We start from the raw sequence: 14,580 nt of genomic DNA, 5'->3' as shown, positions 1-14,580 counted from the left end.
TTGTAGCGGCCGCGGCCGCGCTCAGCCCCGCAAGGCGCGCTGTCCCGGCGGGTCTGGCAGGCCGCCGTCGGCCACCACCACCTGGTCGCGGCCGCCGCGCTTGGCCTGGTACATGGCCGCGTCGGCGCGGGCCAGCACGCGCTCGTAATCCGGGTGCCCGTCCTGCAGGGCCACGCCGATGCTGGCGGTCAGCGGCAGGCGCACGCCGCCCTGCAGCAGCACCGGCGATTCGGCGATCGCGCGCCGCAGCGCGTGGGCGATGGCCACCGCCTCGGTACGGCTGACCGAGCCCAGCACCACCACGAACTCCTCGCCGCCGTAGCGGAACAGGTAGTCGCTGCCGCGGGTGTTCTCCACCAGGATCGCGGCCACGTGCTGCAGGGCGCGGTCGCCGGCCTCGTGCCCGTACTGGTCGTTGATCGCCTTGAAGTGGTCCAGGTCCAGCATCAGCACCGCGAACTGGCGGCCGGTGTTGGCCTGCAGCGCCACCTCGCGGCGCAGGATGGTCGGCAGGAAGCGGCGGTTGAGCAGGCGGGTGAGGGCGTCGCGGCCGGACTCCAGGTCGCCGATGCCTTCGAACAGCACCCCGACCAGGTTGCGGATCTCCGCGGCCCAGCCGCGGATCTCGTCCAGCAGGGCGCGGCGTTCGGCGGCGCTGCCGGATCCCGGCAGGCGCTCGCGCAGGGCCGCGTCGATGCGCTCGGCCAGCTCGCCGACCTGGCGGGTCTCGCTGGTCTCGCCGAAGCTGGCCATGCCCTTGTGCAGGAACCACAGGCCGAACTCGGAGCGGGAGACCAGCAGGTTCTCCACCGGGCCGGGCTGGTCCGCGGTGAGGGCGTAGAGCAGGGCGTTCTCCCAGGCCAGCAGCAGGGCGCGCTGGCGCTCGCGCTCGGTGCCCACGTTCTGGATCAGCGAGAACAGGCGGAAGGAGCCGTCCAGCTCGCTGGCGGCCTCGCGCGAGCGGGCGTAGGCGCGGGTCATCGACTCCAGCGCCAGGTCCATCAGGCCGTCCAGGTGCAGGCTGGCGCGCAGCGCCAGCGTGGCGTCGGCGGTGGCGGCGCCGATCACCTGGTGCATGTGCTCCTTGAGAATGCGCGTGCCGCGGCCGACCAGGTCGACCGGGATGCCGATGCGGGCGTGCACCTGGCCGACGTGCTCGTGCAGGCGGTGCAGCGATTCGACATCGCCGGCGCGGGCACTGGCCAGCTGCCGCAGCCAGCGCTGCAGCGAGGGCTTGAGCCGGCCCTGGACCTGGTCCGGGTCGAGGAAGCGGTTGGCGCGCGGGTCCTTGAGCAGGCCGCCGTAGAAGCACTCCGCAAGCGCGGGAGCGTTGGCGGCCACCAGGTCCTCGACCAGCCGCGCGACCTCGTCGCCGGCGCTCTGCAGCCGGCAGGTCCAGTCGGCGATCAGCTGGGGGTCGGGAGGCGGGTGTGCGGGGGCGTGTGGGGCAGGGGAAGTCGACATGTCGGGGGAACCATCCATGCCCAATTATCGCCCGTCGCGGAGGGCCTGCGTGACGACGCGGCGCGCAGGCCGGCCGGCGATCCGTGCGGGGGGCGGGACAGGTGGCCAAGGGGGCGGGGCGGTATTCCGTGCCGGATAAAACGCCGGCTGGAGTAATTCATTCGCAAGCATGATGGGCGCCATTTTGGTGATGGTGCGAATCAAAACGGTGCTGGCGAATGAATCGCACCTGTTCGGTGCATATAAGGAAATGCCATGTAATCAATCGCTTGCTGGTTAATTCCGCTTGCATAAGTGGATTATCGAAAATCACCCGTGATTGATTTTTCGGTTTGCCAACGCGCGCCTGTTTGGATGTAATGCTGCAGCGCACCAACCGAATGTCGGTGCCGGATGGGGAGCCCAACGAAAACCACCAGTTAATCCGGAGGCGCAGCATGAAACCGCTCCATAGCAGGCGCGTGATGTTCCCGAGTGCCCGGTTGGCGATTGCCGTCCAGGCTGTCATGGCCACGGCCCTGGCCGTGGCGAGTCCCCCGGTACTGGCGCAGGCCGTGGCACCCGACGGGGCCGGGACTTCGCCGGAGGCCGCGGCCCCGCAGGGCAGTGCCACCAACCTGGATACCGTGTCGGTGCTGGGCAACCGCAGCCAGCCACGCTCGGTGTCCTCGTCGGCGGTGCCGATCGACATCCTCGGCGGCGACGAATTCCGCAACCAGGCCGCCACCGATGCCCTCGACCAGCTGCGGGTGCTGGTGCCCTCGTTCAACGTCAGCACCATCCCGATCGACGATGCAGCCAGCCTGGTGCGCCCGGCCAACCTGCGTGGCCTGCCACCGGACAACACCCTGGTCCTGGTCAACGGCAAGCGCTTCCACCGCTCGGCGGTGATCACCTTCCTCGGCCACGGCCTGTCCGACGGCGCGCAGGGTCCGGACCTGTCGGTATTCCCCTCGCTGGCGCTGGAGCAGGTGGAGGTCCTGCGCGACGGTGCCGCCGCGCAATACGGCTCCGACGCGATCGCCGGGGTGATCAACTTCGGCCTGAAGAAGGCCAACGAGGGCGGCGCCTTCGAGGCCTTCGCCGGCCAGTATTACGAGGGCGACGGCTTCACCACCCAGTATTCGGCGCAGGTGGGCCTGCCGCTCACCGCGCGCGGCTTCGCCACCCTGACCCTGGAGTGGCGCGAGGCGGACGACACCTCGCGCAGCGTGCAGCGCGACGATGCAGCCGCCGCGATCGCCGCCGGCTACCCCGGCGTGCCCGCGCCGGCGCAGGTCTGGGGCTCGCCCAAGGTCGAGGACGACCTCAGGTTCGTCGCCAACCTCGGCATCTCCGGCGACACGGTGGACTTCTACCTGTTCGGCAACTACGCCAGCCGCGAGGTGGACGGCGGCTTCTACTTCCGCGACCCGACCGCGCGCTCGGGCGTGTACTCCAACGACGACGGCCAGACCCTGCTGGTCGGCGACCTCACCGGCGCCGGCGGCTGCCCGGTGATCCCCCTGCGCGATGCCGACGGCAACCTGTTCCCGTACAGCACGGTCAGCGCCCAGGTCGCGGCGCTGCCGGGCAACTGCTTCACCTTCCTGCAGACGCTGCCGGGCGGCTTCACCCCGCGCTTCGGTGGCGAGCTGGAGGACTACTCGGTGGTGGCCGGGGCCAAGGGTGCATGGGGCGCCTGGCACTGGGACCTCAGCGCCAGCTACGGCCGCAACGACATCGAGTTCCTGATCTACAACACGGTCAACGCCTCGCTTGGCCCGGACCAGCCGGCCAACCTGCGCTTCCGCCCCGGCGGCAATACCCAGACCGAAAAGGGCATCAACGTCGACCTCGGCCGCGATTTCGACGTGGGCTTCAGCCAGGGGCCGCTGCGCCTGGCGCTGGGCGCCGAATGGCGCGAGGAGAGCTTCAAGGTCAGCGAGGGCGACGCTGCCTCCACCGGCATCGGCCCGCTCACCGAACAGGGCTTCGCCCTGGGCTCCAACGGCTTCAACGGCTTCAGCCCGCGCACCGCCGGCACCTTCGACCGCAGCAACTGGGCGGTATACGTGGACGTGGAAGCCCAGTCCACCGAGCGGTTCCTGCTGGCGGCGGCGGTGCGCCACGAGGACTTCGAGGACTTCGGCGGCACCACCAATGGCAAGCTCACCGCGCGCTACGACGCCAGCGACAGCTTCGCCCTGCGCGGTGCGCTGAGCACCGGCTTCCGCGCGCCGACCCCTGGCCAGGCCAACATCAGCCAGATCAGCACCGTGTTCGGCGGCACCTCGCTGCAGGACATCGCCACCCTGCCGCCGACCAACCCGATCGCCGAGCTCAAGGGCGCGCGGCCGCTGGGCCCGGAGGAGTCGCGCAACCTGTCGCTGGGCCTGGTCTGGGACAGCGGTGACTGGCTGGTGACCGTGGACGCCTACCGCATCGAGGTGGACGACCGCATCGCCCTGAGCACCAGCTTCGACCTCAGCGACGCCGAGCGCGCCGCGCTGGTGGCCGGCGGCAACCCGGAAGCGGCGTCGATCTCCTCGGTGACCTACTTCGGCAACGCCTTCGACACCACCACCACCGGCGTGGACCTGGTGGCCAGCGTGGAGACCGCGCACTTCGGCGGGCGCACCACCTATTCACTTGCGCTGAACTGGAACCGCACCGAGGTCGACGCCTGGGACCCGGACTTCATCGACGAGGCGCGGGTGTACAAGCTGGAGGAGTCGCTGCCCAGGACCAAGGGTTACTTCAGCATCAACCACCAGCGCGAGGTGTTCCATGCCAACCTGCGCCTGGGCTATTACGGCTCCTGGTACGAGGACCACCTGGACAGCGGGGTGGTCCGGGCCGAGGACGGCGGGCTTCCGATCCACGAGGGCAGCAAGCTGATCGTGGATGCGGAGGTCGGCTGGGAGCTGGCCTCCGGCCTGTACTTCAACATCGGCGCGCAGAACCTGTTCGACGAGACGCCGGCCGACAACCCCTGGGGTGCATCGGTGGCCGGTGCGGCCTATCCGGTGCATTCGCCCTACGGCTTCAACGGCGGCTTCTACTACGCACGCGTGGGCTGGAAGTTCTGACTGGCGGCGCCGGTGCCCCGGTGCCGGGGCACCGGCCTGCGCCGCGGCAACCGCCCGCGGACTTGTAATAGTCTCCGCCGGAGGCTTTGCCGATAGTGCGGCCCATGGCACACCAACATCATCCGCAGACGGCGCGGACCGGCGCCGATCCAGGCCTAGGCGCAGGCGGGTGCGTGCATGCGCCCGCCGGTGCCGGCCATGACGCGCGCGAACACGGGCAGCATGGCCACGACGCCCATGGCTCCGGCCGCCACGACCATGCTCCGTCCGGCGCGCACGCCGCGGGCGGCCACGACGGGCACGAGCATGGCCACGGCGGGCACCACCACCACGGCCCGGGCGGGCATAGCCACGTGCCCGCGGAGATCCGCCACGAGCGCCCACTGTGGTGGGCGCTGGGCCTGACCGCCACGGTGTTGGCGGCCGAGGCGGTCGGCGCCTGGCTGACCAACAGCCTCGCCCTGCTGTCCGATGCGGCGCACATGGCCACCGACACCCTTGCCCTGGGCATCGCGCTGGTTGCGGTGCGGCTGGCGCGGCGCCCACCGGATGCGCGCCGCACCTACGGTTACGCCCGCTTCGAGGCGCTGGGCGCGCTGGCCAATGGCGGCCTGCTGTTCGTGCTGGCCGGCTACATCCTGTGGGAAGCGTGGCAGCGCTTCCGCGCGCCGCTGCCGGTGGCCAGCCTGGGCATGCTGGGCGTGGCCTGCGTCGGCCTGGCCTGCAACCTGGCGGCGATGAAGCTGCTGCATGCCGGCGCGGGGCAGAGCCTGAACCTCAAGGGCGCGTACCTGGAGGTGTGGAGCGACATGCTCGGCTCGCTGGCGGTGATCCTGGCCGCCGGCATCATCCATTTCACCGGCTGGACCTGGGTGGATCCGCTGCTGGCGGTGGTGATCGGGCTGTGGGTGCTGCCGCGTACCTGGATCCTGGTGCGCGAGGCGCTCAACGTGCTGATGGAAGGCGTGCCGAACGGCGTGGACCTGCAGGCGCTGCGCCGCGACCTGGAGGCCCAGGCCGGCGTGGCCGGGGTGCACGACCTGCACGTCTGGGCGCTGGCCTCGCGCACGCCGGCGCTGAGCGCGCACGTGGTGGTGGGCGAGGACGCCGATGCCGACGCCGTGCGCCGCGCGCTGGCGGGGATGATCGCCGAGCGCCACGGCATCGCCCACGTCACCCTGCAGATGGAGGCCGGCGGCGGCGAACCCTGCCATGGCTGCGGGCACGCCTGAGCGGCGCCCGCGGGCCGGCGCATTGCGCCGGCGCACGACAGCGGGCGTGGTTCTGCGGTAGAACGGTGCGGTTCCTTCCCACGGACCATGCCGATGCTTCCACCCACCGATGCCCAATTGCGCGAGCAGGCGCAGGCCCTCGGCGACCGCCTCGCCGCCGCGCGCGAGCACTTGGTCACCGCCGAGAGCTGCACCGGCGGCTGGATCGCCAAGTGCCTGACCGACATCGCCGGCTCCTCGGCCTGGTTCGACTGCGGCATGGTCGTGTACAGCTACGAGGCCAAGCAGGCGCTGCTGGGCGTGCGCCCGCAGACCCTGGAGGAACACGGCGCGGTCAGCCGCGAGACCGCGATCGAGATGGTCTCCGGGGCGCTGGTGCACTCCGGCGCCAGCCTCGCAGTGGCGGTCACCGGCATCGCCGGGCCCGGCGGCGGCAGCGAGGACAAGCCGGTGGGCACGGTATGGATTGCCTGGAAGCGCCGCGGCGGCTATGCCAGCGCCTCGGTGTTCCGCTTCGAGGGCGACCGCGAGGCGGTACGGCGGCAGACCGTGGGCAAGGCGCTGGAAGGCGTGGCCGCGCTGCTGGGCTGACGGCGCGCCGCGGTCCGGCCGGATCAGTCCTCCGGCCGGTACTCGAGCAGGTCGCCGGGCTGGCACTGCAGGACCCGGCAGATCGCCTCCAGGGTGGCGAAGCGCACGCCCTTGACGTGGCCCTGCTTGAGCAGCGACAGGTTGGTCTCGCTGATGCCCACCGCGTCGGCCAGTTCCCTGGACTTCATCTTGCGGCGGGCGAGCATCACGTCGAGGTTGACCACGATCGGCATCAAACGATGCTCCGCGCGTCTTCGGCCGCCCGCACCGCCAGGCGCAGCAGGTGCGCCACGCTGTACAGGCACAGGCAGGCCAGCAGGAAGTAGTACGGGTTGGTGTCCACGGTGATGTGCAGTACCCAGTCGCCCTGCTGGCTGCGCACCACCGCGGCGATCACGCCGGCGGCCACGACCAGCGCCGCCGAGAGCGGCAGCGAGTGGGCCAGGCGCATGAACGCGGTGGCCACCGCCGGCGACAGCGCATCGCAGGCATACAGCGCCTTGCCCAGCCGCCGTACTGCGGCCAGCGGCACGACGTAGGCGGCGGTGGCGACCAGGATCGAAAGGGCCAGCAGGCCGCGGTCACCGGGCGGCAGGCGGCTGGCTTCGTCCCAGGGCAGGCCGAATACCACCCAGGCCCCGAACAGGCTTCCGTGCCCGGACAGCAGCCACAGGGCGGAACCCATTCCGAGGGTGACACTGACGACGGTACCGAGCGAGGCCAGCGACATCAGGCGGTAGCCGTGCCGGCGGATCTTCATTTCCGGGGTCATGGCGCTCCTCCTTGAGCGGGTTGTTTACGTAAAACATAAAGAAATTTATGCCCGGGTCAAGACTGTGTGGCCGGGTTGCGCCGAGCTTCGGTTAGCAGTATTACTACTAACCATGGACCTGACCGACACCCAGCAGGCGATCCTGCGGCTGATCGCCGAGCGCATCGAGGCCGAGGGCATGCCACCTTCGCAGGCCGAAATCGCCCGCGCCTTCGGCTTCAAGGGCGTGCGCGCCGCGCAATACCACCTGGAGGCCCTGGAGGCCGCCGGCGCGATCGAACGCGTCCCGGGCCGGGCCCGTGGCATCCGTCTCCGCCAGCTGCCGCCGGCCCTGCAGCCGGAACTGGCGCTGCCGCCGGCCAACGACGACGCCCTGCGCCTGCCGGTGCTGGGGCGGGTGGCCGCGGGCATGCCGATCGGCGCCGACGTCCCCACCGACCTGGCCGAGAGCTTCCTGGTCCTGGACCGGGTGTTGTTCTCGCCGTCGCCGGACTACCTGCTTCGGGTGCAGGGCGATTCCATGCGCGACGAGGGCATCTTCGACGGCGACCTGATCGGGGTGCACCGCACCCGCGAAGCGCGCTCGGGCCAGATCGTGGTGGCGCGGGTGGACGACGAGATCACGGTCAAGCTGCTGAAGATCGGCAAGGACCGCATCCGCCTGCTGCCGCGCAATCCCGACTACGCCCCGATCGAGGTCCTGCCGGACCAGGACTTCGCGATCGAGGGGCTTTACTGCGGCCTGGTCCGCCCCAACCGGTGAGCCGGCCGCGAACGCGGCGTCTTCCGACGCCATGCCGGGCACTCCGGCGATGGGCGCGCCCGGCCCGGCCCGCTAGCCTGGTGCCACGCCGCTCCGTGCGTCGCAGCTTTTGCGACCGCCCCCGGCCACACTACGCACACACTCACTGACACCGAGGACACACCCAGATGGACGAGAACAAGAAGCGCGCCCTCGCGGCGGCCCTCAGCCAGATCGAGAAGCAGTTCGGCAAGGGCTCGGTGATGCGCATGGGCGACCGCGTGGTCGAACCGGTGGAGGTCGTGCCGACCGGCTCGCTGATGCTGGACATCGCCCTGGGCATCGGCGGCCTGCCCAAGGGCCGCGTGGTCGAGATCTACGGCCCGGAGTCCTCGGGCAAGACCACCCTGACCCTGCAGGCCATCGCCGAGTGCCAGAAGCAGGGCGGCACCGCCGCCTTCATCGACGCCGAGCACGCGCTGGATCCGATCTACGCCGCCAAGCTGGGCGTGAACGTCGACGACCTGCTGCTGTCGCAGCCGGATACCGGCGAACAGGCGCTGGAAATCGCCGACATGCTGGTGCGCTCCGGCTCGGTCGACATCCTGGTGGTGGATTCGGTCGCCGCGCTGACCCCGAAGGCGGAAATCGAGGGCGAGATGGGCGACCAGCTGCCCGGCCTGCAGGCCCGCCTGATGAGCCAGGCGCTGCGCAAGCTGACCGGCAACATCAAGCGCTCCAACACCCTGGTGATCTTCATCAACCAGCTGCGCATGAAGATCGGCGTGATGATGCCGGGCCAGAGCCCGGAAACCACCACCGGCGGCAATGCGCTGAAGTTCTACGCCTCGGTGCGCCTGGACATCCGCCGCATCGGCTCGATCAAGAAGGGCGACGAGATCATCGGCAACCAGACCCGGGTCAAGGTGGTCAAGAACAAGCTGGCGCCCCCGTTCAAGCAGATCGTCACCGAGATCCTGTACGGCGAGGGCATCAGCCGCGAGGGCGAGCTGATCGACATGGGCGTGGAAGCCAAGCTCGTGGAGAAGTCCGGCGCCTGGTACAGCTACGGCTCCGAGCGCATCGGCCAGGGCAAGGACAACGCGCGCCAGTACCTGCGCGAGAACCCCGAGGTCGCGGCCAAGCTCGAAGCCGAGCTGCGCGAGAAGTTCCAGCCGGCCGAGGCCGCCCGCGACGAGGACGCCGCGGACTGAGTCCACCCGTCTCTCCGTTCCCTGCCGGCGTGCTGTCAGTGACGCGCCGGCGGGGAACGGTTCCCCATCCAGGAGGTCCGGTGCCAGGGATGGCGCAACCTGGGCGGCGCGACGGGACGCAGGCCGGCCGGAAAGGAGGAGGCGATGGCCACCGATCCGCAGTTCCTTCAATACGTGCTGGAACAGGCCGGACTGGGCGCCGCGCTGGCCGCGCGCCGCATGTTTGGCGAGTACGGGTTCTACCTGGACGGCCGCTTCGTCGCCGTCGCCGCCGACAACCAGCTGCTCCTCAAGCCCACCGCCGAGGCACGCGCGCTGCTGCCGGACGCCAGCGAGGCCCCGCCGTACCCCGGCGCCAGGCCCTGGCTGCGGCTGGATGGGCCCTGGAGGAGCCGGAGCTGCTGCGGCGCCTGCTGCGGGCGACCGCCGCCGCGTTGCCGCTGCCCGCACCCCGGCCTGCCCGCGGCACGGCGAAGTTCGCTGCCTCGCGCAGGCCATCCGCGCGACCGCCCGACCGCCCCTGAGCCCCGTCCCGGCGCCATCCACTGCCAGCTCCGATGACCGAAGACTCCCCCTCCCGCCGCAAGCCGCGCACCCCGCAGACCCCGGTGCAGCGCGCCCTGGGCCTGCTGGTGCGGCGCGAGCACTCGCGCCGGGAGCTGACCCGCAAGCTGACCGCCCGCGGAGTGGACGCCGAGGAGGCCTCGGCCGCGGTGGAGCGCCTGGCCGGGGAGGGCTGGCAGGACGATGCCCGGTTCGCCGAATTCCTGGTCCGCAGCCGCGCCAATGCCGGCTACGGGCCGCTGTACATCCGCGCCGAACTGGGCACCCATGGCCTGCCCGGCGAGGTGGTCGCCACCGCCATGGACGGCTTCGAGGGCGACTGGACCGAGCTGGCCCGCGACCTGGTCCGGCGCCGCTTCGGGCCCGCCGGCCCGGCCGACCTGGCCCAGCGACGCAAGGCGGCCGACCTGCTGGCCCGCCGCGGATTCGACGGCGAGGCCATCCGCGCCGCCACCCGCTGGGATCCGGACGACTGAGGCCAGGCCGGCGCTCGCGGGCCGCGCCAGGGCCTGGCGGACAGGGGAGGGCCCCGCGTTCCGCCGGCCGGAGGCCGCGCTCTGATACCCTTTACCGGTTGATTTCCCGTCCGTCCGGGCGCGCCAGGCGCGTCCCGGCCCGGACCCGTCCGCCAGCCGAAGCCAGATGACCCCCACCACCCCGTATACCACCGCGCGCATCCGCAGCGATTTCCTCGAGTTCTTCAAGGGCAAGGGCCACACCATCGTGCCGTCCGCGCCGCTGGTGCCGGGCAACGACCCGACCCTGCTGTTCACCAACTCGGGCATGGTCCAGTTCAAGGACGTGTTCCTGGGCGCGGAAAAGCGCAGCTACGTGCGCGCGGCCGACGTCCAGCGCTGCCTGCGTGCCGGCGGCAAGCACAACGACCTCGATTCGGTCGGCTACACCGCCCGCCACCACACCTTCTTCGAGATGCTGGGCAACTGGTCCTTCGGTGACTACTTCAAGAAGGAAGCGATCGCCTGGGCCTGGGAACTGCTGACCGGCGTGTGGAAGCTGCCGGCCGAGCGCCTGCTGGTCACGGTCTACCACACCGACGACGAGGCCTACGCGATCTGGCGCGACCAGGTCGGCCTGCCCGAGGACCGCATCATCCGCATCGGCGACAACAAGGGCGCGCCGTACGCCTCGGACAACTTCTGGCAGATGGCCGACACCGGCCCCTGCGGCCCGTGCACCGAGATCTTCTACGACCACGGCGAGCACATCGCCGGCGGCCCCCCGGGCTCGCCGGACGAGGACGGCGACCGCTTCATCGAGATCTGGAACCTGGTGTTCATGCAGTTCGACCGCCAGCCCGACGGCACCTTGGTGCCGCTGCCGGCGCCGTGCGTGGACACCGGCATGGGCCTGGAGCGCCTGGCGGCGGTGCTGCAGCACGTGCACAGCAACTACGAGATCGACCTGTTCCAGGCGCTGATCCGCCGCACCGCGGAGCTGACCGGCACCTCCGACCTGGAGAACAAGTCGCTGCGCGTGATCGCCGACCACATCCGCGCCAGCGCGTTCCTGATCGTGGACGGCGTGCTGCCCTCCAACGAGGGCCGCGGCTACGTGCTGCGCCGGATCATCCGTCGCGCGCTGCGCCACGGCTGGATGCTGGGCGTGCGCCAGCCGTTCTTCCACAAGCTGGTGGACGCGGTGGTCGAGCAGATGGGCCAGGCCTATCCCGAGCTGCCGGCCGCGCGCGACACCGTCGAGCGCGCTCTCAGGGCCGAGGAGGAGCGCTTCGCCGAGACCCTCGACGCCGGCATGAAGATCTTCGAGGAAGTCGCGTCTCAGGCCAGCGGCGTGATCCCGGGCGTGGACGCGTTCCGCCTGTACGACACCTATGGCTTCCCGCTGGACCTGACCCAGGACATCGCGCGCGAGCGCGGCCTGACCGTGGACGTGGACGGGTTCGAGGCGGCGATGGAGCAGCAGCGCGAGACCGCGCGCGCGGCCGGCAAGTTCGGCGGCGGCGTGCAGCTGCCGGCCGAGCTGGTCGCCACCCTGGAGCCGACCGTGTTCCTGGGCTACGACGCGCTCGAGGCCGAGGGCATGAAGATCGTCGCCCTGCTGCACGACGGCCGTCCGGTTGAGGCCATCGCCGCCGGCGAGGAGGCGATCGTGCTGCTGGACCGCACCCCGTTCTACGCCGAGTCCGGTGGCCAGGTCGGCGACACCGGCGTGCTGGAGGGCGAGGGCGCGAAGCTGCAGGTCACCGACACCCAGAAGTTCGCCGGCCAGTTCCACGGCCACTTCGTGCGCGTGCTCGAGGGCGGGCTGAAGCTTGGCCAGGTGCTGCGCGGCGCGGTCGATGCCGAGCGCCGCCGCGCGATCGTGCTCAACCACTCCGCCACCCACCTGCTGCACGGCGCCCTGCGCGGGCTGCTGGGCACCCACGTGCAGCAGAAGGGCTCGCTGGTGGCGCCGGACCGCCTGCGCTTCGACTTCTCGCACTTCCAGCCGGTGTCGGCCGAGGAGCTGGCGCGGATCGAGCGCATGGTCAACGCCGAGGTGCGCGCCAACCATCCGGTGGTGATCCAGCAGATGGCCATCCAGGACGCGCTGGACATGGGCGCGATGGCGCTGTTCGGCGAGAAGTACGGCGAGCGTGTGCGCGTGGTGAAGATGGGCGACTCGGTGGAGCTGTGCGGCGGCACCCATGTCGCGCGCACCGGCGACATCGGCCTGTTCAAGATCGTCAGCGAAGGCGGCGTGTCCGCCGGCGTGCGCCGCGTCGAGGCGCTCACCGGCCAGGCCGCGCTGGACCACGTGGCCGGCGAGGGCCGCGCGCTGGACGAGGCGGCCTCGCTGCTGGGCGGCAGCCGCGGCGACGTGGTCGATCGCGCGCGCGCGATGGCCGAGCGCATCCGCAAGCTGGAGCGCGAGCTGGAATCGATCAAGGCCAAGGCCGCCAGCAGCGCCGCCGCCGACCTGGCCGGTTCGGCGGTGGACGTGTCCGGCATCAAGGTGCTGGCCGCGCGCCTGGAAGGCATCGACGCCAAGGGCCTGCGCGAGGCGGTGGACCGCCTCAAGCAGCAGCTTGGCGACACGGTGGTGCTGCTGGCCGGCGCGCAGGGGGGCAAGGTCGCCCTGGTCGCCGGCGTGAACGGCAGCGCAACGGGGCGGATCAAGGCCGGCGAACTTCTTTCGCATGTCGCCGGTCGTATTGGAGGCAAGGGCGGTGGCCGCCCGGACCTCGCCCAGGGTGGTGGCGAGGACGGGCCCGCCCTTGCGCCTGCCCTTGCCGACGTGCCTGCGTGGGTTGCCGAGCGTATTGCCTGAGTCAGCTGACAGTCGGCCACGCGCTTGCCGCACCGTAGGGCGGGCAGTACGATCCACCGACCCCGACGCTGCACACCGGATGCGCGCGGCTTCACCCGAAGCCCTGCGTCGGCACCGAGAGGCCGCCGACGCCATGGAGAACGAAAATGTTGATTCTGACCCGCCGTGTAGGCGAGACCTTGATGATCGGTGATTCGATCACCGTTACCGTGCTCGGGGTCAAGGGAAACCAGGTGCGGATTGGCATCACCGCGCCGAAGGACGTCGCCGTGCACCGCGAGGAGATCTACCAGCGCATCCAGCGCGGTGAATCGCCCGCCGACGCCCAGGACGAGGGCGCTTCCGGCGAATGACGCAGGAAGTGTTTGCCGGGCACGTGCGCAGGCTGTATCCTTGCGCGGCCCGCAGCGCTGGTGCAGCGCGGCGGGCTCCAACGGAGTGATGCCCGAGAGGCCGAAGGGGCTCCCCTGCTAAGGGAGTATAGGGTCAAAAGCTCTATCGAGGGTTCGAATCCCTCTCACTCCGCCAGATCCCGAAAGCCCGCGACCTGCTCGCGGGCTTTTTCTTTTCCCGAATGCCTCATGGCGCCTGGTTGCGGCTCGGATGCATCCATCCTGCGCGTCGCGGCCAGCCGCGACGGCTGGTGCACACCGGCCAGCAAGGAGCAGCCGGCGTGCGGACATGGCCGCAGTGACGGATGGCGCGACGCACGGCGGTGATGGCAGGGCGTGAGCCCTCCCGGCCGTGCCGGCGCGCCTGCCCACGTTGTCACGCCTTTGTGCCGTCACTCCACCGCGCCACGAGGTTCTGGTGTGCTGCGTGCGCCTGCCGTCCATGGGCCGGCTGGTGGCTGGAAGGGGCGGCGCCGGGCGGGGGGTGCAGGTGCAGGGCGCGAGGGTGGCGAGGCATGGAGGTGGCGTGCTGCCGTTGCCGCTGCGCTGGCATCGCGTGGCGGGCGGTGCCCTGGACCGGTCCGCATGTCCGCGGGTTCGCGCAAGGACCGCAGCGGTGCCAGTTGATGGACTGGCCAATGGCTGGTCGGGGGTCGCCGGCGCGGCCGCTTCGTGCGCCTGTTGTCCTGTGGCTGCGGGATTCCCGATGGCCTCGTGCCGGTCCGTGGGGCACGCGACGCCTGTCCGCCGCGCCGGCCGCATGCCCGGCATCGAGCCGCGGGTGGCATGTTGCGGCCAGAGCCGTGCTCCGCAGACGCTTCCTTGTGCAGTCATGGTCGCCAGGGCGCGCTGCGGCGATGGTGGACCTGGCGCGTACGTGTGCGGGCGGCCGCACATGGGGATTGCCTGCTTGCAGCAGGCTGTCGTCGCTCCGGAGGCTGCGCCACTGGTGTTGCTTCCGTGCCAGGCCTGCGGGCTTTGTCGCGTGCCGCGGATATCGACGGGCGCCTGCGCGGAAGTGGCTGGCGTGTGGCCCGTGTGCGCGTGCCGCGTCGACCAGGCCTCGCGCGGGTCCGTGGCTTGCATGCGGTGCGCGGGGCAAAAAAAAGACCGTCGACGGTAAAGTCGACGGTCCTTGAAAAATGGCGCGCCCGGAGAGATTCGAACTCCCGACCGCCTGGTTCGTAGCCAGGTACTCTATCCAGCTGAGCTACGGGCGCGCTGCTGAGGCGCGAAATTATGCGTGGGTG

The 14,580-nt window shown here is 70.8% G+C and carries 13 protein-coding genes and 2 tRNA genes; 10 read left to right on the top strand and 5 right to left on the bottom strand.

The features are described 5' to 3' along the window. Nucleotides 1-21: 21 nt before the first annotated feature. Both EIM48_RS00190 and EIM48_RS00185 read right to left on the bottom strand, forming a co-directional pair. Complete coding sequence (locus tag EIM48_RS00190; RefSeq protein ID WP_019398739.1) at nucleotides 22-1,464, bottom strand: GGDEF domain-containing protein; 1,443 nt, start codon at nucleotides 1,462-1,464, stop codon at nucleotides 22-24. A gap of 157 nt (nucleotides 1,465-1,621) precedes the next feature. Further along, a complete protein-coding gene (locus tag EIM48_RS00185; protein ID WP_125110847.1) occupies nucleotides 1,622-1,978 on the bottom strand; it encodes a hypothetical protein in 357 nt (118 codons plus the stop codon). Here EIM48_RS00185 and EIM48_RS00180 point away from each other — a divergent pair. From EIM48_RS00180 to EIM48_RS00170, 3 genes are all read left to right on the top strand, one after another. Further along, on the top strand, nucleotides 1,971-4,535 hold the full coding sequence (locus tag EIM48_RS00180; RefSeq protein WP_028915411.1) for a TonB-dependent receptor: 2,565 nt from the start codon (nucleotides 1,971-1,973) through the stop codon (nucleotides 4,533-4,535). The genes EIM48_RS00185 and EIM48_RS00180 overlap by 8 nt on opposite strands. A 353-nt stretch (nucleotides 4,536-4,888) precedes the next feature. Then, nucleotides 4,889-5,767: a cation diffusion facilitator family transporter gene (locus EIM48_RS00175; protein WP_125111216.1), complete on the top strand. Its 879-nt coding sequence runs from the start codon at nucleotides 4,889-4,891 to the stop codon at nucleotides 5,765-5,767. Nucleotides 5,768-5,860: 93 nt separating this feature from the next. Beyond that, a complete protein-coding gene (locus EIM48_RS00170; RefSeq protein ID WP_026010542.1) occupies nucleotides 5,861-6,358 on the top strand; it encodes a CinA family protein in 498 nt (165 codons plus the stop codon). A gap of 23 nt (nucleotides 6,359-6,381) precedes the next feature. Here EIM48_RS00170 and EIM48_RS00165 read toward each other — a convergent pair whose 3' ends face one another. After that, nucleotides 6,382-6,591, bottom strand: a complete 210-nt coding sequence (locus EIM48_RS00165) for a helix-turn-helix transcriptional regulator (RefSeq protein ID WP_028915412.1) — start codon at nucleotides 6,589-6,591, stop codon at nucleotides 6,382-6,384. Beyond that, complete coding sequence (locus tag EIM48_RS00160) at nucleotides 6,591-7,130, bottom strand: hypothetical protein (protein ID WP_125108319.1); 540 nt, start codon at nucleotides 7,128-7,130, stop codon at nucleotides 6,591-6,593. Before EIM48_RS00160 ends, EIM48_RS00165 begins: the two co-directional genes overlap by 1 nt. A gap of 112 nt (nucleotides 7,131-7,242) precedes the next feature. On the opposite strand from EIM48_RS00160, the gene lexA reads away from it, so the two are divergent. The 7 genes from lexA (at nucleotide 7,243) to EIM48_RS00125 (ending at nucleotide 13,466) form a co-directional block, all read left to right on the top strand. Next, nucleotides 7,243-7,893 carry a transcriptional repressor LexA gene (gene lexA, locus EIM48_RS00155; RefSeq protein WP_019398746.1) on the top strand — a complete coding sequence of 217 codons (651 nt, stop codon included), beginning with the start codon at nucleotides 7,243-7,245 and terminating at the stop codon, nucleotides 7,891-7,893. Between the two features lie 167 nt (nucleotides 7,894-8,060). After that, nucleotides 8,061-9,086 (top strand): recombinase RecA, encoded by a 1,026-nt coding sequence (gene recA / locus EIM48_RS00150; protein ID WP_019398747.1) that lies wholly within the window; start codon nucleotides 8,061-8,063, stop codon nucleotides 9,084-9,086. A gap of 144 nt (nucleotides 9,087-9,230) precedes the next feature. Continuing rightward, nucleotides 9,231-9,647, top strand: a complete 417-nt coding sequence (locus tag EIM48_RS00145; protein ID WP_233581603.1) for a TfoX/Sxy family protein — start codon at nucleotides 9,231-9,233, stop codon at nucleotides 9,645-9,647. Beyond that, nucleotides 9,644-10,126, top strand: a complete 483-nt coding sequence (recX, locus tag EIM48_RS00140) for a recombination regulator RecX (RefSeq protein ID WP_125110846.1) — start codon at nucleotides 9,644-9,646, stop codon at nucleotides 10,124-10,126. The genes EIM48_RS00145 and recX overlap by 4 nt, the downstream gene beginning before the upstream one ends. Before the next feature lie 166 nt (nucleotides 10,127-10,292). Further along, entirely contained in the window at nucleotides 10,293-12,938 is a 2,646-nt protein-coding gene (gene alaS / locus EIM48_RS00135) for an alanine--tRNA ligase (protein WP_125108317.1), read from the top strand. 146 nt (nucleotides 12,939-13,084) lie between these two features. Then, nucleotides 13,085-13,291 carry a carbon storage regulator CsrA gene (csrA, locus tag EIM48_RS00130; RefSeq protein ID WP_026010543.1) on the top strand — a complete coding sequence of 69 codons (207 nt, stop codon included), beginning with the start codon at nucleotides 13,085-13,087 and terminating at the stop codon, nucleotides 13,289-13,291. Nucleotides 13,292-13,373: 82 nt separating this feature from the next. After that, a tRNA-Ser gene (locus tag EIM48_RS00125) sits at nucleotides 13,374-13,466 on the top strand. A gap of 1,007 nt (nucleotides 13,467-14,473) precedes the next feature. Here EIM48_RS00125 and EIM48_RS00120 read toward each other — a convergent pair. After that, nucleotides 14,474-14,550: transfer RNA gene (locus EIM48_RS00120), tRNA-Arg, on the bottom strand. Nucleotides 14,551-14,580: the final 30 nt, after the last annotated feature.

The organism is Pseudoxanthomonas sp. SGNA-20 (genome assembly GCF_003931635.1).
Lineage (GTDB): Bacteria > Pseudomonadota > Gammaproteobacteria > Xanthomonadales > Xanthomonadaceae > Pseudoxanthomonas.
This window is presented reverse-complemented; position numbering and strand designations above follow the sequence as displayed.

Bases quoted from the DNA above. Each gene is read 5' to 3' on its own strand.
- EIM48_RS00190 (WP_019398739.1), bottom strand. From the start codon at position 1,464: ATGTCGACTTCCCCTGCCCCACACGCCCCCGCACACCCGCCTCCCGAC.
- EIM48_RS00180 (WP_028915411.1), top strand. From the start codon at position 1,971: ATGGCCACGGCCCTGGCCGTGGCGAGTCCCCCGGTACTGGCGCAGGCC.
- EIM48_RS00170 (WP_026010542.1), top strand. From the start codon at position 5,861: ATGCTTCCACCCACCGATGCCCAATTGCGCGAGCAGGCGCAGGCCCTC.
- EIM48_RS00165 (WP_028915412.1), bottom strand. From the start codon at position 6,591: ATGCCGATCGTGGTCAACCTCGACGTGATGCTCGCCCGCCGCAAGATG.
- EIM48_RS00160 (WP_125108319.1), bottom strand. From the start codon at position 7,130: ATGACCCCGGAAATGAAGATCCGCCGGCACGGCTACCGCCTGATGTCG.
- lexA (WP_019398746.1), top strand. From the start codon at position 7,243: ATGGACCTGACCGACACCCAGCAGGCGATCCTGCGGCTGATCGCCGAG.
- recA (WP_019398747.1), top strand. From the start codon at position 8,061: ATGGACGAGAACAAGAAGCGCGCCCTCGCGGCGGCCCTCAGCCAGATC.
- EIM48_RS00145 (WP_233581603.1), top strand. From the start codon at position 9,231: ATGGCCACCGATCCGCAGTTCCTTCAATACGTGCTGGAACAGGCCGGA.
- recX (WP_125110846.1), top strand. From the start codon at position 9,644: ATGACCGAAGACTCCCCCTCCCGCCGCAAGCCGCGCACCCCGCAGACC.
- alaS (WP_125108317.1), top strand. From the start codon at position 10,293: ATGACCCCCACCACCCCGTATACCACCGCGCGCATCCGCAGCGATTTC.
- csrA (WP_026010543.1), top strand. From the start codon at position 13,085: ATGTTGATTCTGACCCGCCGTGTAGGCGAGACCTTGATGATCGGTGAT.